Here is a 25,320-nt window from a genome sequence, read left to right as displayed (position 1 = left end):
CCGGGCCAACAAGGAGCAACGAGCCAATGAAGCATATCTCCAGGATTTTTGCCGCGGCGGCGGTGTCGCTGGCGACAGCCCTTCCAGCCCATGCCGACACGACGCTGACGGTTCATTATCCGATGCCGGGCTTCTTCAAGAACGTGATGGACACGATCTCTAAGAAGTTCATGGAAGAAAATCCCGACATCAAGATCCAGTTCGCCAGCCCGTCCGCCACCTATGAGGAAGGCATCCAGACCATCCTTCGCCAGGCCGGCACCGACGAAATGCCCGACATCACCTTCATCGGTCTCAACCGTCTGCGCATGCTCAACGAACGCGACGTCGCCGTCGATCTTGGCCCGCTGGTCAAGAAGGAAGGCAACATGGCTGAGCTCGGCTTCTCCGACACGATCCTGAAGCTGGCGCAGGTCAACGGCAAGCAGGTCGGCCTCGCCTTCGCCACCTCGAACCCGATCATGTATTACAACGCCGACCTGGTGAAGGCCGCCGGCGGTGATCCGGACAATCCGCCCAAGACCTGGGACGAGGTCATCGCGCTCGGCGGCAAGATCAAGGCGCTCGGCAATGGCGTCGACGGCATCGACTTCCGCTGGCAGGGCGATGACTGGATGTTTTCGGCGCTGCTGTTTGGCGCCGGCGGCAAGATGCTGAACGAGGACGAAAGCAAGGTCGCCTTCAACGGGCCGGAAGGCGAGAAGGCAGTCGAGATCCTGCAGCGGATGGTGAAGGAGGGCGGCATGCCGGTCTTCACCAAGCCGGCTGGCGAGCAGGCCTTCGCGGCCGGCAAGGTTGGCTTCGAGTTCCAGACCACCGGCGCGCTGGTCAACACCATCAAGAACGTCGGCGACAAGTTCACGCTGCGGACGGCCAAGATCCCGCTGATCGATCCGGCCAACGGCCATCTGCCGACCGGCGGCAATGCCGTGGTCATCCTGACCAAGGATGCCGCCAGGCAGGACGCCGCCTGGAAATTCGCGAAATTCGCCGCCGGCCCCTATGGCGCGTCGGTCGTCGTGCCCGGTACCGGTTATGTCCCCAACAATGAACTCGCGGCGAAATCGCCGGAATATCTCGGTGATTTCTACAAGAAGAACCCGCTGTTCCAGGCCGGGCTCAGCCAGATGCCGCTGATGGTTCCGTGGTATGCCTTTCCGGGGACCAACGGTGTGAAGGTGACACAGACCATCGTCGACAATCTGTCGCGGATCGTCGACCAGTCGGCGACGCCCAAGGAAGCGCTCACCGATGCGGCAAGCGACGTCGAAGGCATGCTGCCGACGCAGTAAGGACTTGCCAGGGCATCGCCGCGCCAATGGCGCGGCGAACTCCCTGGCGGTCAAGCCGGCCGGTAGATCCGCTCCGCCGTATTCCAGAAGATATCAGCCTCGGCCGCCGGACCGTGCTTCGCTACAGCCGCGCGGTGGGCCTTGATCAGTTCGGCGTGGCTCGTCCACAACTTCTCGATGGGGAAGTTGGAACCGAACATCAGGTGATCCGCGCCCAATATCTCGATCGCGTTGTCGACGATATAGGCAATCAGCGTCGGGTCGTTGCGGTGGACGAAAGTGCCGAGGCCAGACAGCTTGGCGTAGACGTTCGGCGCCGCCGACAGCGTGCGCAGCCCAGCCTTCCAGTCTTCGGCGGTTTCCTGATCCATGCCGGTCAGCATGCCGGCGTGGGTGAGGATGAAATTGGTCTCTGGATTTTCTCCGACCAGCGTCAACCCGTCTTTCATCTGGGCGGGAAAGAGCTGCAGGTCGAAGGACAGGTCATAATCCTTCAGCCGCGCCACATTGGCTCGTACCCTGGGATCGATCACCTGATCGGGGCCAGTGGCGAAGCGGAAGGCCGGGGTCTCGTGCCAATGCAACTGCATGCGCACGCCGCGCAGCAGCGGATATTTTTTCAAGCGGTCGATCTGGGGTCTGATATCGTCCACCGTCATGTCGGTGTAGCCGACGATGGCGTGCGGCCATCCGGCTTCATCAGCCGTTTTCTGCAGGAAGGCGACTTCCTTTTCGAAGTCCTCCTTCGCCCAGTTGGTCTGGACGTAGACCGCTTTCTCGACGCCGGAACCTTGCTGGTCGGCGAGAAACTCCTCGATCGGGTAGTCGCGGCGGATCGGCTCGTAGGGGCCGAAGATGCGCGGCACCATCGGCCCGACCAGCCAGGGCTGGTCCTGCTGGCGCCAGATGTGGAAATGCGCGTCGATGGCTTTCTGCATCACGATACCCTTTTCCAGATTGTCGCCGCCCGTGGGGCAGGGCGGGCGAGCGACAGGATGAAATCGGTGAGGCCGGCGAGCGACGAGCCGTCGACCAGATCGTCCAGGTCAGGCAGGATGGCGCGAAGTGCCGCCGTTGCCGGCTGGAAGCGCGGGTCGCCGGCCAAAGGTGTCGCCAACGACAGCCGGAACGCGCGGGCGCTCAGCCGGCGCATCGCCGTCTCCAGTTCGGCATGGCCGCCGCGCTCCAGCGCGTCGGACAGGATGATCACCGCCGCACCACGTGCGAAGGCGGAAAAACGCGGCACGGAGAGGAAGGCACGCAGCGTTGGCCCCATGCGGGTGCCGCCGTCCCAGTCGTCGACCTGGGCTGCCGCGCGCGCCAACGCCTGGTCGCTGTCGCGGATCCGCAGCGCTGACGTGATGCGGGTCAGACGCGTGCCGAAGGTGAAGATTTCTGCCCGGTCAGCGCCTTGCACGGCGGCATGCGCGAGCTTCAAATAATCCGACGTGTGCAGCTTCATCGAGCCGGACACGTCGATCAGGATCAGCAGTTTGCGCGGCACGGTCTGGCGGCGGCGCAGCAGCGGCGAGGGGACATCGCCATCGGCGCTGACGATTTCCCTGAGCGAGCGGCGCAGGTCGAGCTTGCCGCGCGAAGGCGTGCGCACGGTGCGGAAGGAGCGGCGCGCAGGCAGCGCGCTCGACAGTTGGCGGCGAAAGACAGCCAGCCTGTCGTCGTCTCGCTGGAAGTCGCGGCTGCTCAACTGTTCGATCGCCGAGGATAGCTCGCCGCCTTCCTGTCGCTGCTCGGCTTCGATCCGCTCGTCGTCGGCGCCGCCATCATCCTTGACGCGGGTTTCCTCGTCGCTGTCGCCTTCCACCACGGCTGATGTGTTGCCGTAAAAATGGCTTTGGAAATGCGCCTCGAATTCGTCGCGGCGGTCAGGTGGCGGCGCCAGGGTGGCCAGCGCTGCCTCACGGATATCGGCCATCGAACGGGGCCCGAGCAAGGTTACCGCTTGCATGAAGCCGGAGACTTGTTCGGGGGCTATGGCAAAGCCGTAGCGACGCAGCAGGCGGGCGAAGCCGAGCAAGGGCGCCGCAGCGGGAGGTACGCTCTCCTCGCCCCGTTTACGGGGAGAGGATGCCGGCCCGCGCCGCCCCTCATCCGCCCCTTCGGGGCACCTTCTCCCCGTGAACGGGGAGAAGGGATTGTCGAGGTCGCGGCTCACGCCAGCGCCTCCTCGACGATGCGGCCAAGCTCGGGGGCGATGTAGGAAAGGTCTTCCTCGTCCTTGATCAATACGCCGATGGCGCGGCGGAAGGCTTCCGGCCACGGGCTGCCGCCCTTTTCCAGGATCGTCGCGGCATTGGCCCATTCGACGGCCTCGGCGATGCCGGGCGGCTTGGCGAGCGGACGGGCGCGGATGGTCTGCACGGCGGCCGCCACCGCGCGCGCGGTAGCCTCCGCGACATCGCCAGCACGCAGCATGATGATGGCGGCCTCGCGTTCGGCGTCGGGGTAGCCGATCCAGTGATAGACGCAGCGGCGGCGCAGCGCCTCGGCGAGTTCACGGGTGCGGTTCGAAGTCAGGATGACGATCGGCTGAGCGGCGGCACGGATGGTGCCGCGCTCGGGGATGCTGATCTGGAAGTCGGACAGGAATTCCAGCAGCAGCGCCTCGAATTCATGATCCGAGCGATCGATCTCATCGACCAGCAAAATACGCTGCCGCGGCGCCTTCAACACCTGCAGCAGCGGCCGGGCAATCAGGAAACGGTCATCATAGATGTCGATCTCGTGCTCGCCGGCATGGCGGATGGCGAGCAGTTGGCGCTGATAGTTCCACTCATAGAGCGCATGCGCCGCGTCGATGCCTTCATAGCATTGCAGGCGCACCAGATCGCGGCCGAGCAGCTCGGCCATCGCCTTGGCGGCTTCCGTCTTGCCGACGCCCGGCGCGCCTTCGAGCAGCAGTGGCTTGCCCAGCCGGATCGCCAGGAAGATCGCGGTGGCGAGGCTGTCGTCGGCCAGATAGCGCGAGGCGGCGAGGCGCTCGGCCACTGCCTCCGGCGAGGTCGCGAGCGTTTCGGCGTTTCCCTCGGGCATGTCGGTCCTCAGTTCGCGGCTTGCGCCTTGAGCGCGCGCAAAATGCGTTCCGGCGTGATCGGCAGCGTGTCGATACGCACGCCGACCGCATCGAAGACGGCGTTGGCGACCGCCGGGATTTGGGGGTTGGCGCACATTTCGCCCGGTCCCTTGGCGCCATAGGGGCCATCTGCCGAAGGCCGCTCCAGCACGATGATTTCGGTTTCGGCGAGGTCGCCGGGACCAGGCATCAGATACTGGTTGAAGTCGGTGCCGCCATGGTCGCGGTTAGGGTAGTAGGGCTCGGTCGTCTCGTAGAGCGCATGGCTGATGCCCATCCACGAGCCGCCGACCAGTTGCTGCTCGACCATTTTAGGATTCAACGCGCGGCCGATCTCGAAGACGTTCTTGACCGTCAGCACCGTGACCTCGCCGGTTTCGTCGTCGACTTCCACCTCGGCCACCGTGCAGGCATGCGCGTAGCAGGTCGACGGCTTCATCGCGCCGGTCTCCTTCTCCGGATGGGAGCGCGGGATCAAAAACATGCCACGGCCTGAGATCGAGCGGCCGCGCTTGAAATGCGCCGACAGGGCGACATCGAAGATCGAGATCGATCTCTGCGGCGCGCCCTTGACCAGTATGTTGCCCTGGCCGTCGGTTTCGAGGTCCGAGGCATTCACTTCCAGTTCCTCGGCCGCCACTTCAAGCATCACCTGGCGGGCTTCCCTGGCGGCCTGGATAACCGCGTTGCCGGCGCGGTGGGTGCCGCGCGAGGCAAACGTGCCCATGCAGTGCGGGCCGGTGTCGGTGTCGGCGGTGTCGACGACGACGCGGTCGGTCGGCACGCCGATCGTCTCGGCGCAGATCTGCGCCATGATCTGCTTCATGCCCTGGCCGAGATCGACGCTGGAAAGCGTGACCATGAAATTGCCGGTCGGGGTCGAATGCACCAGCGCCTGGGTCGGGTCGCCGCCAAGGTTCATGCCGGTGGGATAGTTGATCGCGGCGACGCCGCGTCCACGCCTGATCGCCATCTCAAGCTCCGTTCTTGTACGAGGACATCGCCATGTATTTCTCCGCCACCGGCCAGTGGGCGGCGCGCGAGGCTTCCTGCATGCATTCGATGAGTGCCGCGCCCTCGGTCGGCTGGCGATGCGCCTTCATGTCGCCGTCGCGATAGGCATTGATGAAGCGGAATTCGAGTGGATCCATGCCGATCAGCCGCGCCAGCTTGTCCATCTGCACCTCCAGCGCGAAATCGCCGATGGTGACGCCGAAGCCGCGCATGGCCGACGACGGCGTGCGATTGGTGTAGACGCAGTAGGTGTCGATCCAGACGTTGGGGATGGTGTAGGGACCGGGATAGTGCCCGGCGCCCTTCTGCGCGCCATAGGGCGAGTGGCGGGAGTAGGCACCGGCATCGGTGTAGCCGGTGACCTTCCGTGCGACGATGCGGCCATCGTTCATGACGCCGTCCTTGATGACGACTTTTTCGGCCGCGCGGGGCGAGGAGATCTGCATCTCCTCCTCGCGGCTGTAGATAAAACAGACTGGTCGCCCGGTTAGTTTTGCGCCGAGGATGGCGATCGGTTCGACGATGACATCGACCTTGCCGCCGAAACCGCCGCCGACCGTGCCGCCGACAAAATGCAGCTTGCTGCCCGGCATCTGCAGGATGATCGAGGTGTTGTCGAGGGTGAAGAACATCGCCTGCGTGTTGGTGTAGCAGGTGAAGCGGTCATTGCCCTCGGGCGCCACCACGCAGCCGGTGGTCTCGGTCGGCGCGTGCTCGATGGGCGAGGACTGATAGCTTTGCTCCAGCACGTGATCGGCCTCGGCAAAGCCCGCCTCGACATCGCCGAAGCGCACCTTGCGGCACGCGCCGCTGTCATAGAGGTAATGGTTCTGGCCGTGATATTCGTTGACGATGGGCGCGCCGGGCTTCAGCGCTTCCTCCATGTTGAACACGGCGGGCAGCACTTCATAATCGACCTTGACCTTGGCGGCGGCCTCCTGGGCGGCACGCTCGGTTTCGGCCAACACCGCCACCACGGCCTCGCCCTTCCAGCGCACCTTGCCGTCGGCCAGGACCGTCTCGTCTTCCGGTCCGACCTGGATCAGGATCAGGATCGTGTAGACATTGTGCGGCACGTCCCTGGCCGTCAGCACCTTGACCACGCCCGGATGTTTTTCGGCCTCCGACGTGTCGATCGAGCGGATGCGGGCATGGTGATGAGGGCTGCGCACCATCTTCAAATGCAGCATGCCGGGAAAGTTGCGGTCGGCGAAATAGGCGGTCTTGCCGGTGACGTGGCCTGGCGAATCCGAGCGTGGCCGCGGTTGACCGATCTCGTTGAGGTCATCCTTGCGAACGTCCGAGAAATAGCTTTTGCGCAGTTCCATCTTGTTTCCCTCAGGCCGCGTTCTGCGAGTTGGCGCGCGCGGCGGTGAGCACCGCCTGGATGATCGGCTCGTAGCCGGTGCAGCGGCAGATGTTGCCCGACAGCGCTTCGACGACATCGTCGCGGCTGGGATTGGGCGAGTGGTCGAGCAGCACCTTGGCCGCCATGATCATGCCCGGCGTGCAGAAGCCGCATTGCGTGGCGAAGGCGTCGAGGAAGGCATGCTGCAGCGGATGCAGCACACCGCCTTCGGCGAGGCCCGATGTGGTCGTGATCGTTGCACCGTTGCAGGTCTCGGCCAGCGTCAGGCAGGAGAGCCTCAACTCGCCGTCGATGATGACGGAGCAGGCGCCGCACGTGCCTTGGTGGCAGCCGCCCTTCGGCGAGGTGTCGCCGATCTTGTCGCGCAAGGCATTGAGCAGCGTCGTGCCGCTTTCTATGAATTCGGCTTTTTCGGAGCCGTTGAGCGTGAATTGAACCGGGACCTTTGCCATTCTTCCTCCTTGCGCGCCTGCCCGAGGAGCGGACAGACGCGCGCCCTCCCACGGGTTTTATTCGGTCAGCAGCAGCCGGCCGAGATGCACCGGCAGCACCTCGGCGCGATACCAGGCGCTGGCGATCGGGTCGGTGATGGGCGAGATGCCTTCAGCCGCGGCGGCCAGCGCCGGTGCGATGCCATCCGGGTCGAGCGTCCTCCCGAGCAGCGCTTTTTCCGCTGCCTTGGCACGCATCGGCCGATCGGCCATGCAGCCGAGCGCGACCCGCGCCGAGGACACGGTCCCGTCTCCAGCCTGTTCCAGAACGATGGCGATGCTCAGCACCGAGACCCCCTTGGGCTTGACCCGCGACACTTTGAGGAAGCGGAAGCTGTCGGGCTTCGGAAGCGTGAAACCCACCGACGTGGCGATGGCGCGGCTGTCGTCCCGTGCGGCCAGGAAGGTCTCGATGGGGCTTTCGCCGTCATTCGTAGCGACCGTTGCGTCGAGCGCCAGCAGGGCCACGGCGAAATCGCCATAGGGCGCCGGCGCGAACAGATTGCCGCCGACGGTCGCCATGTTGCGGATCGCCGGGCCGCCGACGACGCGGGCGGCCTTGGCCAGGGTACCGAGTTCCGGATGGCGGGCGATCTCCGCCATGGTCACCGAAGCGCCGATGCGCACCTTGCCGCCGGACAGGGCGATGCCCGATAGGGCCGGGTCGGAGGCGCGGACAAGAGTGGAGACGGAGATATCGCCTTCATTGGCGGCTCGAACCACAAGCGTGCCGCCGCCGAGATAGCGTGTGCCAGCGATCGTCAGCGCCGCATTGGCGTCCTTCACGGTCGAGAATGTCTGCAATGCCAGCGCCATGGCGCGCTCCCGTGGTTTGGCTCAGCCTTGCTCGGCGAAATGGCTCTTCAATGCATTGAAGCCGCCCTGGAAGACGTTCGCGCCCATGCCCTCGGCCAGCTTGTCGGCTTCTTCGGGTGCTGCGTCGAAGCTGGCGGTCCATTCGGCATAGGTGCGGTCGCCATCGGTGACGCGCCGCAATTGCAGCGTAGCCCTGTGGTTGGTGAGGGGCTGCGGCGTTTCCAGGATGGAATAGCTGACGAGGAAATCGTCATCGGAGAAGTCGAGCAGTTTTTCGCGCAGGCGGGCACCGCTGGCCAGCTGGAAGTTGCGCACGCAGCCGATCGTGCTGGCATCCTTTCCGTCCTCGATATGGCTCTCGACCATGCGTGGATGCCAATCCGGCAACCCGTTGAAGTCGCGTATGCGCGCCCAAACCTTTTCGACCGGTGCGTCGATCACGCTGGAAATGGTGACTTTGGGCATATGATGTTCCCTTGCGAATTTCGTTGCGGCAAGGGTAGGGCGCTAGCGCGCACAGCGCTTATCAATGCGTCTTGAGCATCTATCAACCAGTCTGAAAAACAGATGGCTGCCGGCTCAGGCCATTGCCCGCGCGGCCTCGCGGTAGAGCGTCGGCGGCACGCCGACATGGTCACGGAAGAAGCGCGAGAAATTGCCTTGCGTGGTGAAGCCGAGATTGCAGGCGACCGAGATCAGCGGCTCCCGCGACCATTGCAACTGCCGCACCGCTTCCTCCATACGCAGCGTGTTCCAATAGACGTTGGGCGTGAGGTTGGTCTGTTCCTTGAACAAGGCGAAGAAATGCGGCCGCGAAAGACCAACGGCGCGGGCAACGTCGTCGAAGGAGATGCGTTCGCAGACATTGGCCTTCATCAGCTGGATCGCCTTGCGAACGCGGAAATCCTGCACGGTGTTTATGCGGCCGCGCGCTTCCTGCGGCGCCGACGCGTCGGCGGCATCGAGCACCGAGTCGATGAAGCGCTCGATCTCGTAATTGGCGACATCGTCGACGCTCTCATTGTCGGTGAGATGGTCGAGCAGGCTGGCGGCCGCCTGGTGCAGCCAAGGCTCGAGCGCGATCGCCGCCCGCGAAAACAGCGGCGCGCTGGATGGCAGGTCGCGCCTGCGGCGGGCCCAGTCGGGATCGATGTAGAAGGCGAGAAACAGACCGGGCGTCCCGTTTTGCGCCAGGACATGGCTGTGGGGCTGGAAGGAATTGATGCCGGCGGCGGTGCGAGGGCCGAGGCGGACCGTCTCGCGGCCGATGGTCATCTCGCCGGCGGTGCCTTCGAGCCAGATGATCAGATGCGCCTCGACATGGGCATGGGTGACGAAGTCGCTCGCGACATTCAGGACAGAAACATGTCCGAACCGGCCCCAGTAGAGCCTGATCGCTTCCGTCATGGCATATCCTCCCGCAAGCGACTGGCCTCCCTTCGCTTGCAGGGAGGATTGTGCGGCCGGTTTTCGGCATCCGTCAAGGCATCGGCTGTTGGCCGCTACCAATGGAGGTTGGCTTCGGCCGATTTTCAGACTGAGCGATAGGATCAGAACGAATAGCGCTTCGACGGCGAAGAGCCCCTCAATCGCTGCGCCTGAAATTGCGGATGCGGTCGAACAGAACCGCCAGCAGGATGGCGCCGCCGATGAAGGTGCCCTGCCAGAAGGCGTTGATGCCGAGCAGGCCAAGGCTGTTGCGGATCACCTCGATGAGGGCGGCACCGACGATGGCGCCAAAGGCGGTGCCGACGCCGCCGGCCAAATTGGCGCCGCCGATGACGGTGGCGGCGATCACTTGCAGTTCCATGCCGTTGCCGAGATTGGTGGTGACAGCGCCGAGCCAGCCGGTTTCGATGATGCCGGCAATGCCGGCCGACAGCGCCGAGATCATGTAGACGGCGACCTTGATCTGGCGCACCGGCACGCCGGTCAGCGTCGCGGCGTGCTCGTTGCCGCCAATGGCGAAGATATGCCGGCCGAACTTCGTCCAGCGCAGGACGAAGCCGGTGATCAGGGCCAAAAGGATCGTGTAGAGCACCGGATTGGCGATGCCGAACACCCAGGCGCCGCCGCCGAGTGCCAGAAGCTTGTCGTGGTCCGGGCCGAACTGGAAGACGACGGTGTTGTTGGAGGCGACCATGGCGAGGCTGCGGGCGATCGACAGCATGCCGAGCGTCACCACGAAGGGCGGAAAGCCCAGATAGGCGATAAAAATGCCGTTGAAGGCGCCGATGACGAGCGCGGTGGCGATCGAGGCCAGAATGCCGATCTCGATCGAATAGCCGGCATGCATGGTGACGGCCAGCACCATCGAGCACAGGCACAGCACAGAGCCGACCGACAGGTCGATGCCACCGGTGATGATGACGAAGGTCATGCCGAGCGCCACGATGGCGACGAAGGTGATGTTGCGGGTGATGTTGTAGAGGTTCTTCGAGGTGGCGAAGGCATCGGTGGCGAAGGACAGGAAGATGCAGGCCAGGATGACGGCGACCACCACCCAGAAAGTCTGGCTGGAGAACAGGCGCGACAGGAAAGTGTGCTGCTTCTGCGCGATCGTCTGGTCAAGGGTGACTGCCATTATCGACCTTTCCTGCCGGCAGCGAAACGCGCCAGCGCAATGAAACCCGGTTTTATCCCTCTCACGCCGCCTGCTCGATGGCGCCGGTGATCAGCCCGGTGACTTCCTCGGGCGAGCTCGACGCGATCGCCTTGTCGGCGACCTTCCTGCCGCGCCGCATCACGATGACGCGGTCCGCGACGTCGAAGACGTCGGGCATGCGGTGGCTGATCAGCACCACGGCGATGCCCTGGTTACGCAGGTTGCGGATGAGGTTGAGCACTTCGGCGACCTGCCGCACCGAGATCGCCGCCGTCGGCTCGTCCATCAGCACGATCTTGGCCTGCGACAGCATGGTGCGGGCGATCGCCACGGCCTGGCGCTGTCCGCCCGACATCTGCTTGACGAGATCGCGCGGGCGCGTCTCGGATTTCAGCTCGGCGAAGATATGGCCGGCGCGCTTGTACATCGCCGCATAGTCGAGGATGCGGAACGGGCCGACGCCACGGCGCAGTTCGCGGCCGAGATAGACATTGGCCGCCGCCGTCAGATTGTTGCAGAGCGCCAGGTCCTGGTGGACGATCTCGATGCCGTGCTGGCGGGCCTCGACCGGCTTGTGCAGGATGAGTTCCTTGTCGTCCATGCGCATCGTGCCATGGCTCGGGCGGAAATTGCCCGCGATCATCTTGACCAGCGTCGACTTGCCGGCGCCGTTGTCGCCCATCAGGCCCACGACCTCCCCGGGCTCGATCGACAACGACACGTCGTTGACCGCCTGGATGGCGCCGAAATGCTTCGAGATGTTGGTGAGTTCGAGAACCGCCACCCGTCTTTGCCTCCCATGCCTGGCCCATCCGCACGCGGACAGGCGACAGCTTCCATTGGCTTTCCCCAGCTCCTCCCGGGGGCAGCGATGCGGTCATTTACGCGAATGGCATCGCGGGCGTCAATTGTCGAACGGGCAATTGTCAGACGAATAGTGCCGTGCGGAATTTGAAAAATCAGTTTTGTAGGACAAATAGCATTGACGTTGGCGGCAAGCCGTTATTAGTTGAGCGTCGGAGGAAGACATGCCGGCTTTGACGACGCCATCGGCGGCGCCAACGGCAAGAAGGTTTTGGCGATCGTGCAGCGTCGTCGCTGGGAGGGTCGTATCTGAAAATGCTTATCGGCCTGGCCGGATTGATTGGGCGCATGCGTCTCAGTCATCTCGCATCCCGGCTGGTTTGTGTGGCGGGCACGCCGTGTCCGTCTGGTTGCAAAGGGAGGACTGACATGAGGAAAACAGTATTGCTCGCCGCCGTCGCCGCCATGGCGTTGGGCGCCGGGCCGGCTTTGGCCAAGAAGCAGCTCGTCATCGTGGTGAAAGGTCTCGACAATCCATTCTTCGAAGCCATCCACCAGGGCTGCGAGAAATGGAACAAGGAAAACGCCAGCTCGGAATATGAATGCTTCTACACCGGCCCGGCATCGACTTCCGACGAAGCCGGCGAGGCGCAGATCGTGCAGGATATGCTGAGCAAGGCCGACACGGTGGCGATGGCGATCTCGCCGTCCAACGCGCCACTGATCGCACAGACGATCAAGAGCGCCAATCCGTCGATCCCGATCATGACCGTCGACGCCGACCTCGCCAAGGAAGACGCGGCACTGCGCAAGACCTATCTCGGCACCGACAACTACCTGATGGGCAAGAAGATCGGCGAGTACATCAAGAAGGCCAAGCCGAATGGTGGCACGATCTGCACCATCGAGGGCAATCCGGCGGCCGACAACATCTTGCGTCGCGCGCAAGGCATGCGCGACGCGCTGACGGGCAAGGAAGGCCTCACGGCACTTGCCGGCGAAGGCGGCTGGACGGAAGTCGCCGGCTGCCCGGTATTCACCAATGACGACGGAGCCAAGGGCGTTCAGGCGATGACCGACATCCTCGCCGCCAATCCCAAGCTCGACGCGTTCGGCATCATGGGCGGCTGGCCGCTGTTCGGCGCGCCGCAGCCCTACCGCGACCTGGTCGGACCGCTCAAGGACCGGCTGGCCAAGAACGACTTCGTCATCGGCGCCGCCGACACGATCGGCGACGAGGTGGCCATCGCCAGGGACGGCCTTGTCACCGCTCTGGTCGGCCAGCGGCCCTTCGAAATGGGGTACAAGGCACCATCGGTGATGATCGACCTGGTCGAAGGCAAGAAGGTTGACGATCCGGTCTTCACCGGTCTCGACGAATGCACCAAGGACACGGTCGACACCTGCATCCAGAAATAGGCCGCGATTTCGGGGCGCTCGCCAACGAGCGCCCCGTTTCCTCCAATTCTTCAACAGGACGCCTTGGTTGGGGCAATCGGAGCCCGGCTTTGACGCGTCAGTGGTTTGGATTTTCGGCAACGGGATCGGTGCGCCGCGCGGGTTTGGATCAATCCGGGTGACTGGCGGCCGACCTATTGGAACGTGGATGCCGGACGAGAAGGCAAAGAAAAAAGCCGGCCGGGCCAAGGCGCAAGCCAGCCACGACCCGGCAGCCATGCGCAGGGTGGATGCGGCGCACTTTCCCGGGTCCAGCGTCCATGCCTCGCTCGCCAGCGAGATTGGCCTCAGGATCGTGCGCGGCGACTATCCGCCTGGCAGCATCCTGCCCAATGAGGCCAAATGGGCCGAAACCTTCAATGTCAGCCGTTCGGCGGTGCGCGAGGCGATCAAGATGCTGATGGCCAAGAGCCTTCTGGCGTCGCGGCCAAAGATCGGGAGTTGGGTCGAGCCGAAGGAGCGCTGGAACCTGCTCGACCGCGACGTGCTGGCCTGGTACGCGACCGCGCCGGATCGCGAAGCGTTCCTTCGCACCGTGCAGGAGTTCCGCCACATCATCGAACCGGAAGCATCCGCCTTTGCCGCAATACGGCGCAGCGACGAGCAGATGGCCGAGATCAGCCTGGCCTGCCGGGAGATGGGCGAGGCGGCCAACCTGCCCGAGCGCATCCGTGCCGACACGCGCTTCCACCTCGCCATCCTGCGGGCCTCGGGCAACGACCTTCTGGTGCCGCTCGGCGTGTTGATCGAATCGGCGCTCGACCATCTCTTCATCTTCACCACACGCCAGGTCGGCGATCAACGGCGGGCACAGAAACTGCACGAGGCGATCGAGAAAAGCATCCGCCTGCAGCGGCCAGCCGCGGCGCGCAACGCCGTGCACAAGCTGCTTGCCGACACCGATGAGGGGATCGGAAGGGGCCGGCGCTAAGGCCAGCCGACCGTCCGGGTCTCAGATCGTCTGCTTCCTTCCATCCTTCGTCGGCATCAGGTCGATGCCATTGACCTTGGCGATGTGCGTGGCCAGCATCGGCACGAACTGCTCGGCCGGGCCGGTTGCGTGAGCGCCGGCGAAGGCGTTCTTGGTGGCGTTGCCGAGCGGATTGGCGATGCCGGCCGCACCCGCCATCGATTCCAGATAAGTCAGGTCCTTGAAGGCATTGGCTATGGTGAATTTGTGGGCGTCGCGGTCGCCTTCCAGCGTCCAGCGCATGAAGGTCTGGTAGAAGCCGCAATCCATGCGGCCGTTGCGAATGACGCTGTCGAAACGCGGCGGCGAGATGCCGACCTTCTCCGCCAGTGCCAGGGCCTCGGAATAGAGGGCGGCGTAGCCCAGCGAGATGAAATTGTTGAGCAGCTTCATGCGGTGGCCGTCTCCGGTATCGCCGATATGCACGATGCGGCCGGCCCAGGTGTCGATCACCGGCTTGACCCTGGCAAAGACGGCATCGGGCGCGCCGACCATGGCGTCGAGCGTGCCTTCCCAGGCTTCCTTCGGCGTGCGGCTGAGCGGCGCGTCGACATAGTCGACGCCGAGCGCCTTGAGTTCCGCGGCAAGTGCCACGGTCGAGACCGGATCCGATGTCGAGCAGTCGACGACGACCGCCCCCCTCTTCAAACCCTCCTTGAGGCCATCGGGACCGCGAATGATCGCCTCCACCTCGCGCGAGCCGGTGACGCAGATGAAGACGATATCGGATGCCGCCGCCACATCGCGGGAAGTCGATGCCTCACGAGCGCCTCGGCCGAGAAGATCCTCCGCCGGTTTGCGGTTCTTGCGGCCGAGGAAGGTCAGGGAATATCCCTTGTCGACGATGTTCTTGGCGATGCCCTGCCCCATCAATCCAAGGCCGACAAAGCCGATCTTCTCACCCGTAGCGGTCGTGTTCATGCTGTCCGTCCTGTTCCGTGATTATCGATAATGTCGCCGCTGTTTTAGCCATAGACGGTTGCAGAAAGCAATATTGTCTGACAATACACGTAAATCCCAGGACTTTCGTGGAGACCAGAAATGACGAAGCGGATCATGTTCACCGGCGGCAGCGGCAAGGCTGGGCGCCACGTCGTGCAATATCTGGTGGAGCAGGGTTGCCAGGTGCTCAACATCGACACCAGGCCGCTCGACAATCCCAAGGTGCGCACGCTGATCACCGACATCACCGACAGCGGCCAGGTGTTCAACGCGCTGTCTAGCTATATGGGGCTGCACGAATTCGACCCCTCGCTACGCCCGCAGCCAGTGGACGCCGTGGTGCATTTTGCTGCCATTCCACGCATCATGATCACGCCCGACAACGAGGTGTTCCGCATCAATGCAATGGGCACCTACAACATCATCGAGGCGGCGGTGAAGCTCGGCATCCGCAAGGTGATCATCGCTTCCAGCGAGACGACCTACGGCCTGGTGTTCGCCAACGAGCCGCGCGATCCCGCGTATTTCCCGCTCGACGAGGACTATGACGTCGACCCGATGGACAGCTATGCGCTGTCAAAGATCGTCAACGAGAAGACCGCGCGCGCTTTCGCGCAGCGCAATGGCACGGATATCTATGCCTTGCGCATAGGCAACGTCATCGAGCCGCATGAGTATTCGCTGTTTCCGAAATGGTTCGCCGATCCTGGTTTTCGCAAGCGTATCGCCTGGAGCTACATCGATGCCCGGGACCTTGGCCAGATCACGCTGCGTGCCGTCGAGAAGGATGGGCTGGGCTACCAGGTGTTCAATGCCGCCAATGACGACACCTCGTCCGATCTGCCGACCGCCGAACTCCTGAAGCGGTTCTATCCCGACGTGCCGGTCAAGGGCGAACTCGGTGAATACGAGACGCTGCTGTCGAACCGCAAGGCGCGCGACATGCTCGGCTTCCGCCCGGAGCACAGCTGGCGCAAATACGTCAAGACCGCCTGAGCGTGGTGGAATCGCGGCTGGGTTGTGCATAGAGGCCGGCTTTGCGGCCCCGCGCCCGCACCACGCTTGACAGCCTCCCTAAACCGGCCTTTCTGGAATGCATGCGGGACGCGAAGCCGAACAGGGAAAAATCGCCGAAAAAGGCTGTAGCCGCCGATCGTCCGGCCGGTGTTCGGCGAGCCGACGCGGCACGTATTCCGGGCTCCAGCGTGCACACATCACTGGCCAGCGAGATTGGGCTTAGGATCGTGCGCGGCGATTATCCGCCCGGCACCATCCTGCCCAATGAGGCCAAATGGTCGGAGACGTTCAGCGTCAGCCGCTCGGCGGTGCGCGAGGCGATCAAGATGCTGATGGCCAAGAGCCTGCTCGCATCGCGCCCCAAGATCGGCAGCTGGGTCGAACCCAGGGAACGCTGGAACCTGCTCGACCGCGATGTGCTCGCCTGGTACGCGACGTCGCCCGACCGCGAGGTTTTCCTGAAAACGGTGCAGGAATTCCGCCACATCATCGAGCCGGAAGCGACCGCATTCGCCGCCATGCGGCGCACCGACGAGCAGATGGCCGAGATCAGCCAGGCCTGCCGGGAGATGGGAGAGGCGAAAAGCTTGCAGGAACGGACCCGTGCCGACACCCGCTTCCACCTCGCCATATTGCGTGCCTCGGGCAATGATCTGCTGGTGCCGCTCGGCGTGCTGATCGAATCCGCCTTCGACCACCTGTTTGCCTACACGACCCGGGAGCTCGACGATTTGCAGCTCGCCCAGAAGATGCACGAGGCAATCGAAAAGAACATCCGCCTCCAGCGGCCGGATGCGGCGCGCAATGCCGTGCGCAAGCTGCTGGCCAATACCGATAACGTCATCCGTTCGCGATAGATTTCCGCGACACGGCCGTTCGGCGCGGGTGTTCGCGCCTTGGAACTCGAAGCAATTCGGGGCCGGATCGCACAAAATTCAAAAGCCTGTGTCGGATCGGCTGTGTGGTGCCCGTCCTTGGGGCATCGAACAGAGACCACGAAGGAGTATCGACATGCCCAGCACCGTACGTCTGCACCGCGTCCTGACCACCAGCCCGGAGAAGGTCTACCGCGCGTTCCTCGAGGCCGATGCGCTTGCCAAATGGCTTCCGCCGAACGGCTTCACCTGCACGGTTCATCACTTCGAGGGCAAGGTCGGCGGTACCTTCAAGATGTCGTTCCGCAACTTCACCACTGGCGACAGCCATTCGTTTGGCGGTGAGTATGTCGAGCTCGTCGCGGGCGAACTCCTGCGCTACACCGACAGGTTCGACGATCCCAACCTGCCCGGCGAGATCCAGGTGACCGTGACGCTGAAGAAAGTGTCCGTGGGCACCGAAGTGAACATCACACAAGCCGGCATTCCAGACGCCATTCCCGCCGAAGCCTGCTATCTCGGCTGGCAGGAGTCGCTGCGCAACCTGGCCAAGCTTGTCGAACCCGAGATCAGACAATAGGGCGCCTACCGGCTGGATAGCGGTAATAAACGGGTTCCTCACCTCGTTTTTGATGGGGTGAGGAACAAGCTTGAGGAGCCATTGGCGGCGAAAGCCTAATCCTCTTTTGGCCGCCCGAATGCCGCACGCAATTCGTCCTTGGCGTCCTCGAGGATCTTCTTGCGAGCCGCGGGCAGGTTTTTTCCGGCCCTGTTGATGTAGAAATTCAGCATCGACATGGCGGACTGGAAGGGCTCGGCCTTGCGGCGGTGGCTGTGTTCGGCCGAACGCTTGAGCGAGGCGGCGATCTTCTTGGCGTCGTCGGATTCGAACACGTGGTCCTCGAGATCCATAGCATCGCTGTGCTCGGTCACCTCGGCCGACCATTTCTGCTTGGTGGCGGTCATGGCTGGACTCCTTTGCGGGTTATTGATCGGAAACTCCAGATGCTGGCGCCGGTTCCCGCGCTCGTACCTCCCTGGAGCCACGGATTTGGCCGCCGTGGCGCTGCTGTGCGCCGAGAATGCGTCGATAGTGGCCAAAACAGCAGCGGTTGAGGCCGCCGACAGGAAACGCCTTTGTCACGAACCGACTTGAGCCGGCCCAGCCCCGGTATCGACAGTTCCTACGCCTGGATGCGCCTGGCCATCTCGATGCTGCTGGCGACGATCGGTGCGGTCGGCATGTGGGCCGTTGTCGTGGTGCTGCCTGCGGTACAGGCCGAGTTCGGCGTCGACCGCGCCGCGGCATCCATGCCTTATACCGCGACCATGGTCGGCTTTGCCGCCGGCAATGTGCTGGTCGGCCGCGCCATCGACCGTATGGGTTACTGGATTCCGGCACTGTTTTCCTCGATCGCGCTCTCCGCCGGCCTTCTGCTCGCGGCGCTGTCGACCTCGATCCTGCAATTCACCCTTGCCCAGGGCGTGCTGATCGGTCTCGGCACATCGGTGATCTTCGGGCCGCTGATCGCCGATATATCGCACTGGTTCAATCGCCGGCGCGGAGTCGCCGTCACCGCGGCCGCGGCCGGCAACTACCTCGCCGGAGCGATCTGGCCGACCATCATGCCGACGCTGATCAAGGCGGAAGGCTGGCGCTTCACCTATGCCGCCATCGGCGTTTTCTGCCTGGTCACCATGGTGCCGCTGGTGCTTTTGCTGCGCCGCGGCGCTCCGGAAGCGGCGGCCGCCGGCCCGGCCGGAAGCCGGCCCGTGCAGCCGATGCCGATGTCTCCGGCCGCGATGCAGATGCTGCTGGTCGTCGCGGGACTGGGCTGCTGCGTGGCGATGTCGATGCCGCAAGTGCACATCGTCGCCTATTGCATGGATCTTGGCTACGGCATGGCGCATGGCGCCGACATGCTGTCGATCATGATGGCCGCGGGCGTCGTCAGCCGACTTGCCTCGGGTTTTGTCGCCGACCGGATCGGCGGTGTCAAAACCTTGCTTATCGGCTCCGTGCTGCAATGCCTGTCGCTGCTGTTCTACATCCCGTTCGACGGGCTCGCCTCGCTCTATGTCGTGTCGCTGGTCTTCGGCCTGTCGCAAGGCGGCATCGTACCTTGCTATGCGATCATCGTGCGCGAATACCTGCCCGCCAAGGAGGCCGGCCAGCGCATCGGCATCGTGATGATGGCGACGATTTTCGGCATGGCGATCGGCGGCTGGATGTCGGGTTGGATCTACGACCTGACCGGCTCCTATGCCGCCGCTTTCCTGAACGGCATCGCCTGGAACCTCTTGAACATATTGGCGATCGGACTGTTCATGTGGAAGGCAAGGCACAGGGCTGCCGTCGCTGCCTGAGGAAGGCCAAGCGCGGCCATTCGGTGGCTCGGCTTGACAACGGGCAGTCACTGGGCGACGCCAAGGCGGATGGGTGCGGCAACAGGCCGGTGAGATGGCGACAGCTGGAAAGATCGCATTGCGGGCGCGCTTCGATGGCCATGCGCATGGGCCAAGGCCGTGATCAAGCCGCGTTCGCGCCGGGGCGGTGGCCGCCCAACCCTGTCGGATGTGGCACGCAAGGCCGGCGTCGGCGCCATCACGGTTTCACGCGCGCTGCGCGACCCGGCACGTGTTTCCGAGGAGCTGCGCCGTCAGATCCAGGCCGCCGTCGACGAACTCGGCTATGTGCCGGACCCCAATGCGCGCGCATTGGCCTCGGCGCGCGCCGAAGTGTTCGGGGTGCTGGTGCCTTCGCTGACCAACAACGTCTTCGCCGAGGTGGTGCGCGGCATCTATGACAGCCTGTCGGACAGCCCGTTCCGCATCCAGCTCGGCAACACGCACTATTCCGGACTGGAGGAAGAGCGGCTGCTGCAGCTGTTCGGTTCGCAACGCCCGGCCGCGCTCATCATTGCCGGCATCGACCAGACGCCCGCATCGCGAAAACTCCTGGAGAATGCCGGTTGCCCGGTGGTTCAGGTGATGGAGACCGGACCCGATCCGGTGGACATGATGGTCGGCTTCTCGCATCTCGATGGCGGCCGGACGGCGACCGAGCACCTGATAGAGGCGGGGTATCGCCGGATCGGCTTCATCGGTGCACGCATGGACCCGCGCTCGCAGCGGCGCCTGGCTGGTTACCGGGTGGCGATGGAGAAGGCCGGCCTCTCGGACCCGCGCCTGATCACCACCACGCCGGTGCTGTCCAGCGTGCCGCTAGGCCGCGAACTCTTCCGCGATGCGCTTGCCAAGATGCCGACGCTCGACGGCGTGTTCTGCAACAATGACGACATCGCGCTCGGCGTGCTGTTCGAATGCCATCGTGCCTCGATCGAGGTGCCGAAGACCATCGGCATTGTCGGCTTCAACGATCTCGACATGATGCAGGTGGCGTTTCCCTCGATCACCAGCATCCGCACCCATCGCTACGAAATCGGCAGGCGCGCGGTGGCCATGGCGCTTGCGGCGATATCGGGTGACAGGCCGCGGCAGCGGGTCGTCGACCTTGGCTTCGAGCTCAAGCGCCGCGAGAGCACAGCCCGCTGAACACGCTTTCGAGAACACCCGCGAATGACGCTTTACACAACGTCATGGTAGCGCTACCATTTTCCATTGGAGAGCTTCGCCACTCAAATGTTGGGCCTGTTTATTATACATAAGCAACAGCTCATGCTTGTTTATTATGTATAATATGATACCTTTTTCCCAATCGAAGGAGACGGTAAGGGGTGGGATCGCGGAGGTCTTCGGCATCTGGCAGGCGTGACTGGGTAAGGCGGGAGGTGCCAGCCGGGAGTGCGAAATCGCATAAAAACTGAACCGACAAATCGGAACTGCAATCGGGAGGATTATCGATGATCAAGTCACTTGTCGGCGGCATCGTTGCTGCCAGCGCATTCGTCATGCTCAATTCGGCGGCCATGGCCGCCGGCCCGGAGATCGTCTCCGGTCCCGCCGCCCAGGCCGACTGTTTCGCGCCCTGGGACGCGAACACCAAGTTCTTCAAATTTCCGAAGAAGGAAGGTCCGTTCCGCATCGCCTTCGCCAATGGTTATATCGCCAACACCTGGCGCATCCAGATGGTGCAGACGGCCAAGGCCTATGCGTCGCAGCCCGACGTGAAGGCAAAGATCAAGGAATTCAAGGTCGTCTCGACGGGCGAGGACGTGCCGGCGCAGATTTCGGCGATCAACAACTTCATCGATTCCGGCTATGACGCCATCGTCACCGACGCGCAGAACCCGACCGCCTTCGGCCCGGTCATCAAACGCGCCAAGGAAGCCGGCATCGTGCTGGTCGCCTTCGACAATATTCTCGACACCAAGGACGCTATCAACGTCAATGTCGACCAGAAGGGACTTGGCGAACTGTGGGCCAAGTGGCTGGTCGCCAAGATCCCGAATGGCGGCAAGATCCTGGAAGTGCGCGGCGTCGCCGGCACCTCCGTCGACACCGATCGCCACAACGGCATCCATGAGGTGTTCGACGCCTCCGGCAAGAAGTGGGATGTGACCGAAGTCGCCGGCAAATGGGATGACGGCGTGGCGCAGAAAGTGACCGCCGATGCGATCGCCACCAACGGTCCGTTCGACGGCATCACCGGCCAGGGCGGCGACACCGGCATCGTGCAGGCGATGATGGACGCCAAGCATCCGTTCGTGCCGTTCGGCGGCGAGACCGAAAACGGCTTCCGCAAGTTCTGCGCGGCGCATTCGGCCGATGGCCTGAAGTGCACCTCCGCCGGCTCGGGCCCGGCCCAGGTCGCCGTCGCCATCAAGACGGCGATCGCGGCACTCGAAGGCGAAGTGGTGCCGCAGGAGGTGAAGCTGCCTCTGGCCGTCGCCACGGATCCGGACATGAAGGAAGGCACGGATTACTTCCCGAAGGAGTCCGACAATTTCTTCGTCGGCAATTCCTTCCCGACCTGCGGCATCAATTTCAGCGCCCAGGAAATCATGGGGCAGACCAAGGAAAACCAGTAATCGCTTTCTATCGTCTGGCGCCGCGGCTGATCCCGCGGCGCCAGCCTGCAATCCCACAATCGCCCTGGGGAGGGTTGATGGACGGTGCGGTTCCACTTTTTCGCATGGAAGGCATTTCCAAGCGCTATGGCGGCGTGCGGGCGCTGGAAAAGGCCGAACTGACGGTCGAGGCCGGCAGCATCCACGCCATTCTCGGTGAAAACGGGGCTGGCAAATCGACGCTGATCAAGGTCATGGCCGGTGTCGTGGCGCCCGACGAGGGCCAAATGACGCTGGACGGACGCGAGGTGACCTTCGCGTCGCCGGGTGCGGCGAACAAGGCCGGCATTGTCTGCATTTTCCAGGAACTGTCGCTGATCCCCGAACTCAGCGTCGCCGACAACATCGTCATTTCCGATCCGCCAAAACGCTTCGGCATGATCGACCGCAGGGCGCAGCGGCGCATCGCCGAGGATGCGCTGGCGCGCGCGGGTGCCGGCGACATCCATCCGCTGGCGCTGGTCAAGGACCTGCCGCTGTCACGACGGCAGATGGTGGAGATCGCCAAGGCGCTGGCCAGGAAACCGCGCATCCTCATCCTCGACGAAGCGACCTCGGCGCTGACGGCGGCGGATGTCGCGAAGATCTTCGGCGTCTTGAAACGACTGCGCTCGGAAGGGCTGGCGCTGCTCTACATCTCGCACCGCATGAATGAGATCGCCGAACTGGCCGACCATTGCACCGTGTTCCGCAATGGCCGCAATGTCGCCAGCTACGAGGCCGGCTCTAAGAGCGACAACGAGGTGGTCGAGCTGATGATCGGCCGTGAATATAGCCATATTTTTCCGCCCAAGCCGGCGGCGGCACCCACTGGCGCCGCCCCCCGGCTCGAGGCGCGCAAATTGTCCTGGGCCGACCGGCTGCACGATATCTCGCTGACGGTCAGGGCAGGCGAGGTGGTCGGCCTCGGCGGGCTCGACGGCCAAGGCCAGCGCGAATTGCTGCTCGCCTTCTTCGGTGTGCTGCGCGGCCTCTCCGGCGAGGTGCTGATCGACGGCAAGCCAGTGACGATCACCAGCCCGGCAGCGGCCCGCGAGGATAGCGTCGGCATGGCGCTCATCCCGGAGGACCGCAAGACCGAAGGACTGATGCTGCCGATGACGGTGCGCGAAAACCTGTCTTTCGCCGCGCTCGACCGGCTGTCGAAAGGCGGCATCATCGATCGCGCCGCCGAACAGCGGCTGATCGACGACATGGTCGGCCTGCTGGCGATCAAGACGGCGGGCCTCGACATTCCGGTCGGCGCGCTGTCGGGCGGCAACCAGCAGAAGGTGGTGATCGCCAAATGGCTGATGCGCCAGCCGCGCATCATCCTGCTCAACGACCCGACACGCGGCATCGATGTCGGCACCAAACAGGAGATCTATCAGCTGATGCGCAAGCTGGCGGATGCGGGCGCGGCGATCCTGTTCTATTCGACCGACTATGACGAACTGATCGGCTGCTGCGACCGGGTCCTGGTGCTCTATGACGGCGCCGTCAAGCGCGAGCTGGTCGGCGGCGAGATCACCGAGCGGGCGCTTATAGCGAGCGCGCTCAACATCCATGGCGAGGAGAGCCCGGTGGGCCTGGGAGCAAGCGTGTGAAAGACTGGCGCTACTGGCTGGCCGAGCAGCGCGGAACGTTGCTGGCTCTCGGCATCTTCATCGTCATGTTCGTCATCTACACCTCGAACCACCCGGCGGGCTTCACCGCCAATGTCGTGCAGACGGCGGCGAACAAGGGCGTGCTGCTTGCCTTTGTCGCCATGGCGCAGACGCTGGTCGTCATCACCTCCGGCATCGACCTGTCCGTGGGCATGATCTTCCTGCTCACCAACTGCCTGGCCTCCTGGCTGGTGGTAGGCACGCCGATGCAGACCACGCTCGGCGTCATCGCCGTGCTTGTGGCGGGCCTTCTGTGCGGCGCCGTCAACGGCGCCATCGTCATCTATGGGCGGCTGCAGCCGATCGTCGCCACCATCGCCACCGGGGCTGTCTACTACGGCATCGGACTGTTGTTGCGACCTTTCCCGGGCGGTTCGGTCAATGAGGACCTGGCCGACGCGCTGACCGGCCGCGTGTTCGGCTTTGTGCCGGCGAGCCTGGTGGTGCTGCTCGCCATCGTGCTGGTGATCTGGGTGCCGTTCAGCCGCTCGATCCTTGGCCGCGCGGCATACGCGGCGGGCTCTTCGGAAACGGCGGCCTATATGTCCGGCGTGCCGATCCGGCGCGGCAAGTTCGCCGCCTATACGCTGGCCGGGCTGCTGGCGGCGATCGGCGGGCTGTTCCTCACCTTCTTCACCTATACGGGCGAGGCTGCCTACGCGAGCGGCAACTCCTACACGTTGTTCTCGATCGCGGCGGTCGTGCTGGGTGGTGTGTCGCTGTTCGGCGGCAAGGGCAGCGCCATCGGCGCCATCTTCGGCGCCCTTGCCTTCCGCACCATCGGCGACCTGTTGTTCGTGTTCGACTTCGATCCGCTCTGGCAGCCGCTGTTCCAGGGCGTTATCCTGCTGGTCGCCGTCAGCCTCGGCGCCTTCGCCCTGTTTCGGGTCCGCAACCGGCTGGAGTGGTTCCTGTGAGCGAGACGACCTTGGGCGGCATTGCCGGCCGCATGCCGAAATTCATCCGCCGCGCCGACCCGGCGGTGCTGACCGCCTTTGCCTGCATCGTGGTGCTGCTGTTGGTCGGCAGTCTCTATTCACGCAGCTTCCTGTCGCCTGAATATCTCCTGCAGCAGCTCAAGGTGGCCTCGTTCCTCGGCGTCATCGCCACCGGCATGATGCTGGTCATCCTGCTCGGCCAGATCGACCTGTCGGTGCCGTGGTCGGTGGCGGCGGGCGCGATGATGGCCTGCGCGGCGGCCGCCTACGGTCCGGCCGGGGTGGTGCTGGCGATCCCGTTCGGCATCTTCTGCGGCGTGCTGATCGGCATCGTCAACGGCATCGGCGTGGCCTATTTGCGCATTCCCTCAATGATCATCACGCTCGCCACCAATGCCGTCGCGCAAGGGCTGATGGTGGTCTATACCGGCGGCTTCTCGCCACAGGATTCGGCGACCGGCGCCATGCGCTACCTGGCCACCGGCTTCACCATTCCAGGCGTCCCCAACGCCGTCATCATCTGGGCGCTTATAGGGATCGCGATGGTGTTCGTGCTGACGCGCACCGGCTTCGGCCGCGCGGTCTATGGCATCGGCAACCGCGAGCGTGCCGCCTATCTCTCCGGCATCGACACGAGACGCGTGGTGATGATCGCCTTCGCCGTCTCCGGAGGGCTCTCCGCCTTCGGCGGCGTGCTGCTGGCCGGCTACGCCTCCAAGGCGGCGCAGTCGATGGGCGATGCCTATCTGCTACCGTCGATCGCAGCCGTGGTGCTGGGCGGCACCTCGATCCTGGGCGGGCGCGGCTCCTATCTCGGCACCGTCGCCGGCGTGATCCTGATCACGCTGTTGCAATCCATCCTCTCGGTCATGCAGATGCCGGAGGCGGGACGGCAGATCATCTATGGCGTCGTCATCGTCGCCATGCTCCTGCTTTATGGCCGCGCGCCGGCGAGCCGCTGA

General features: G+C 64.0%; 25 protein-coding genes. 12 read left to right on the top strand and 13 right to left on the bottom strand.

Annotated elements, in window-relative coordinates; genetic code table 11:
• Positions 1-26 precede the first annotated feature (26 nt).
• Complete coding sequence (locus tag FJ954_RS29630) at positions 27-1,292, top strand: ABC transporter substrate-binding protein (RefSeq protein ID WP_140665397.1); 1,266 nt, start codon at positions 27-29, stop codon at positions 1,290-1,292.
• Positions 1,293-1,342: 50 nt separating this feature from the next.
• On the opposite strand, the gene FJ954_RS29625 is transcribed toward FJ954_RS29630, so the two are convergent.
• The 11 genes from FJ954_RS29625 to FJ954_RS29575 form a co-directional block, all read right to left on the bottom strand.
• Positions 1,343-2,230 carry an amidohydrolase gene (locus tag FJ954_RS29625; RefSeq protein WP_181177945.1) on the bottom strand — a complete coding sequence of 296 codons (888 nt, stop codon included), beginning with the start codon at positions 2,228-2,230 and terminating at the stop codon, positions 1,343-1,345.
• Positions 2,230-3,465, bottom strand: coding sequence for a VWA domain-containing protein (locus FJ954_RS29620; protein WP_246681169.1), 1,236 nt, complete (start codon positions 3,463-3,465; stop codon positions 2,230-2,232). Before FJ954_RS29620 ends, FJ954_RS29625 begins: the two co-directional genes overlap by 1 nt.
• Entirely contained in the window at positions 3,462-4,343 is an 882-nt protein-coding gene (locus tag FJ954_RS29615; RefSeq protein WP_140665392.1) for a MoxR family ATPase, read from the bottom strand. Before FJ954_RS29615 ends, FJ954_RS29620 begins: the two co-directional genes overlap by 4 nt.
• An 8-nt stretch (positions 4,344-4,351) precedes the next feature.
• Complete coding sequence (locus tag FJ954_RS32325; protein WP_140665389.1) at positions 4,352-5,356, bottom strand: molybdopterin cofactor-binding domain-containing protein; 1,005 nt, start codon at positions 5,354-5,356, stop codon at positions 4,352-4,354.
• Position 5,357: 1 nt separating this feature from the next.
• Positions 5,358-6,725, bottom strand: a complete 1,368-nt coding sequence (locus FJ954_RS32320; protein ID WP_140665386.1) for a xanthine dehydrogenase family protein molybdopterin-binding subunit — start codon at positions 6,723-6,725, stop codon at positions 5,358-5,360.
• Between the two features lie 10 nt (positions 6,726-6,735).
• Complete coding sequence (locus FJ954_RS29600; RefSeq protein ID WP_140665384.1) at positions 6,736-7,218, bottom strand: (2Fe-2S)-binding protein; 483 nt, start codon at positions 7,216-7,218, stop codon at positions 6,736-6,738.
• 57 nt (positions 7,219-7,275) lie between these two features.
• The gene (locus FJ954_RS29595) at positions 7,276-8,073 is read right to left on the bottom strand and encodes an FAD binding domain-containing protein (protein WP_140665381.1); all 798 of its coding nucleotides are present in this window, start codon (positions 8,071-8,073) and stop codon (positions 7,276-7,278) included.
• A 21-nt stretch (positions 8,074-8,094) separates the two neighbouring features.
• On the bottom strand, positions 8,095-8,538 hold the full coding sequence (locus tag FJ954_RS29590; RefSeq protein ID WP_140665378.1) for an SRPBCC family protein: 444 nt from the start codon (positions 8,536-8,538) through the stop codon (positions 8,095-8,097).
• A 114-nt stretch (positions 8,539-8,652) separates the two neighbouring features.
• Positions 8,653-9,480, bottom strand: coding sequence for an AraC family transcriptional regulator (locus FJ954_RS29585; RefSeq protein WP_140615490.1), 828 nt, complete (start codon positions 9,478-9,480; stop codon positions 8,653-8,655).
• Between the two features lie 178 nt (positions 9,481-9,658).
• Positions 9,659-10,657, bottom strand: coding sequence for an ABC transporter permease (locus FJ954_RS29580; protein ID WP_015317104.1), 999 nt, complete (start codon positions 10,655-10,657; stop codon positions 9,659-9,661).
• Between the two features lie 61 nt (positions 10,658-10,718).
• Entirely contained in the window at positions 10,719-11,462 is a 744-nt protein-coding gene (locus FJ954_RS29575; RefSeq protein ID WP_140615494.1) for an ATP-binding cassette domain-containing protein, read from the bottom strand.
• Between the two features lie 449 nt (positions 11,463-11,911).
• On the opposite strand from FJ954_RS29575, the gene FJ954_RS29570 reads away from it, so the two are divergent.
• Positions 11,912-12,901 (top strand): sugar-binding protein, encoded by a 990-nt coding sequence (locus tag FJ954_RS29570; RefSeq protein WP_140615496.1) that lies wholly within the window; start codon positions 11,912-11,914, stop codon positions 12,899-12,901.
• Between the two features lie 187 nt (positions 12,902-13,088).
• Positions 13,089-13,871: a FadR/GntR family transcriptional regulator gene (locus FJ954_RS29565; protein ID WP_140615498.1), complete on the top strand. Its 783-nt coding sequence runs from the start codon at positions 13,089-13,091 to the stop codon at positions 13,869-13,871.
• A 21-nt stretch (positions 13,872-13,892) separates the two neighbouring features.
• Here the strand turns inward: FJ954_RS29565 and FJ954_RS29560 are convergent, their stop codons facing one another.
• The gene (locus FJ954_RS29560; protein WP_140665376.1) at positions 13,893-14,831 is read right to left on the bottom strand and encodes an NAD(P)-dependent oxidoreductase; all 939 of its coding nucleotides are present in this window, start codon (positions 14,829-14,831) and stop codon (positions 13,893-13,895) included.
• Between the two features lie 120 nt (positions 14,832-14,951).
• On the opposite strand from FJ954_RS29560, the gene FJ954_RS29555 reads away from it, so the two are divergent.
• The 3 genes from FJ954_RS29555 (at position 14,952) to FJ954_RS29545 (ending at position 17,324) form a co-directional block, all read left to right on the top strand.
• On the top strand, positions 14,952-15,848 hold the full coding sequence (locus FJ954_RS29555) for an NAD(P)-dependent oxidoreductase (RefSeq protein WP_015317109.1): 897 nt from the start codon (positions 14,952-14,954) through the stop codon (positions 15,846-15,848).
• A 101-nt stretch (positions 15,849-15,949) separates the two neighbouring features.
• A complete protein-coding gene (locus tag FJ954_RS29550; RefSeq protein WP_140665373.1) occupies positions 15,950-16,726 on the top strand; it encodes a FadR/GntR family transcriptional regulator in 777 nt (258 codons plus the stop codon).
• A gap of 154 nt (positions 16,727-16,880) precedes the next feature.
• Positions 16,881-17,324 (top strand): SRPBCC family protein, encoded by a 444-nt coding sequence (locus tag FJ954_RS29545; RefSeq protein WP_023769571.1) that lies wholly within the window; start codon positions 16,881-16,883, stop codon positions 17,322-17,324.
• Positions 17,325-17,419: 95 nt separating this feature from the next.
• On the opposite strand, the gene FJ954_RS29540 is transcribed toward FJ954_RS29545, so the two are convergent.
• Positions 17,420-17,710, bottom strand: a complete 291-nt coding sequence (locus tag FJ954_RS29540) for a DUF3175 domain-containing protein (protein WP_015317112.1) — start codon at positions 17,708-17,710, stop codon at positions 17,420-17,422.
• 171 nt (positions 17,711-17,881) lie between these two features.
• On the opposite strand from FJ954_RS29540, the gene FJ954_RS29535 reads away from it, so the two are divergent.
• The 6 genes from FJ954_RS29535 to FJ954_RS29510 all read left to right on the top strand — a co-directional run bounded on the left by FJ954_RS29535 (position 17,882) and on the right by FJ954_RS29510 (position 25,320).
• Positions 17,882-19,111 (top strand): MFS transporter, encoded by a 1,230-nt coding sequence (locus tag FJ954_RS29535; protein WP_140665371.1) that lies wholly within the window; start codon positions 17,882-17,884, stop codon positions 19,109-19,111.
• A gap of 159 nt (positions 19,112-19,270) precedes the next feature.
• A complete protein-coding gene (locus FJ954_RS29530) occupies positions 19,271-20,299 on the top strand; it encodes a LacI family DNA-binding transcriptional regulator (RefSeq protein ID WP_140665368.1) in 1,029 nt (342 codons plus the stop codon).
• Between the two features lie 308 nt (positions 20,300-20,607).
• Positions 20,608-21,735 carry a sugar ABC transporter substrate-binding protein gene (locus FJ954_RS29525; RefSeq protein WP_015317115.1) on the top strand — a complete coding sequence of 376 codons (1,128 nt, stop codon included), beginning with the start codon at positions 20,608-20,610 and terminating at the stop codon, positions 21,733-21,735.
• Between the two features lie 77 nt (positions 21,736-21,812).
• A complete protein-coding gene (locus FJ954_RS29520; protein WP_140665365.1) occupies positions 21,813-23,360 on the top strand; it encodes a sugar ABC transporter ATP-binding protein in 1,548 nt (515 codons plus the stop codon).
• On the top strand, positions 23,357-24,337 hold the full coding sequence (locus tag FJ954_RS29515) for an ABC transporter permease (RefSeq protein ID WP_140665363.1): 981 nt from the start codon (positions 23,357-23,359) through the stop codon (positions 24,335-24,337). The genes FJ954_RS29520 and FJ954_RS29515 overlap by 4 nt, the downstream gene beginning before the upstream one ends.
• Positions 24,334-25,320: an ABC transporter permease gene (locus FJ954_RS29510; RefSeq protein WP_015317118.1), complete on the top strand. Its 987-nt coding sequence runs from the start codon at positions 24,334-24,336 to the stop codon at positions 25,318-25,320. The genes FJ954_RS29515 and FJ954_RS29510 overlap by 4 nt, the downstream gene beginning before the upstream one ends.

The organism is Mesorhizobium sp. B2-3-15, from assembly GCF_006442875.1.
Lineage (GTDB): Bacteria > Pseudomonadota > Alphaproteobacteria > Rhizobiales > Rhizobiaceae > Mesorhizobium > Mesorhizobium australicum.
This window is presented reverse-complemented; position numbering and strand designations above follow the sequence as displayed.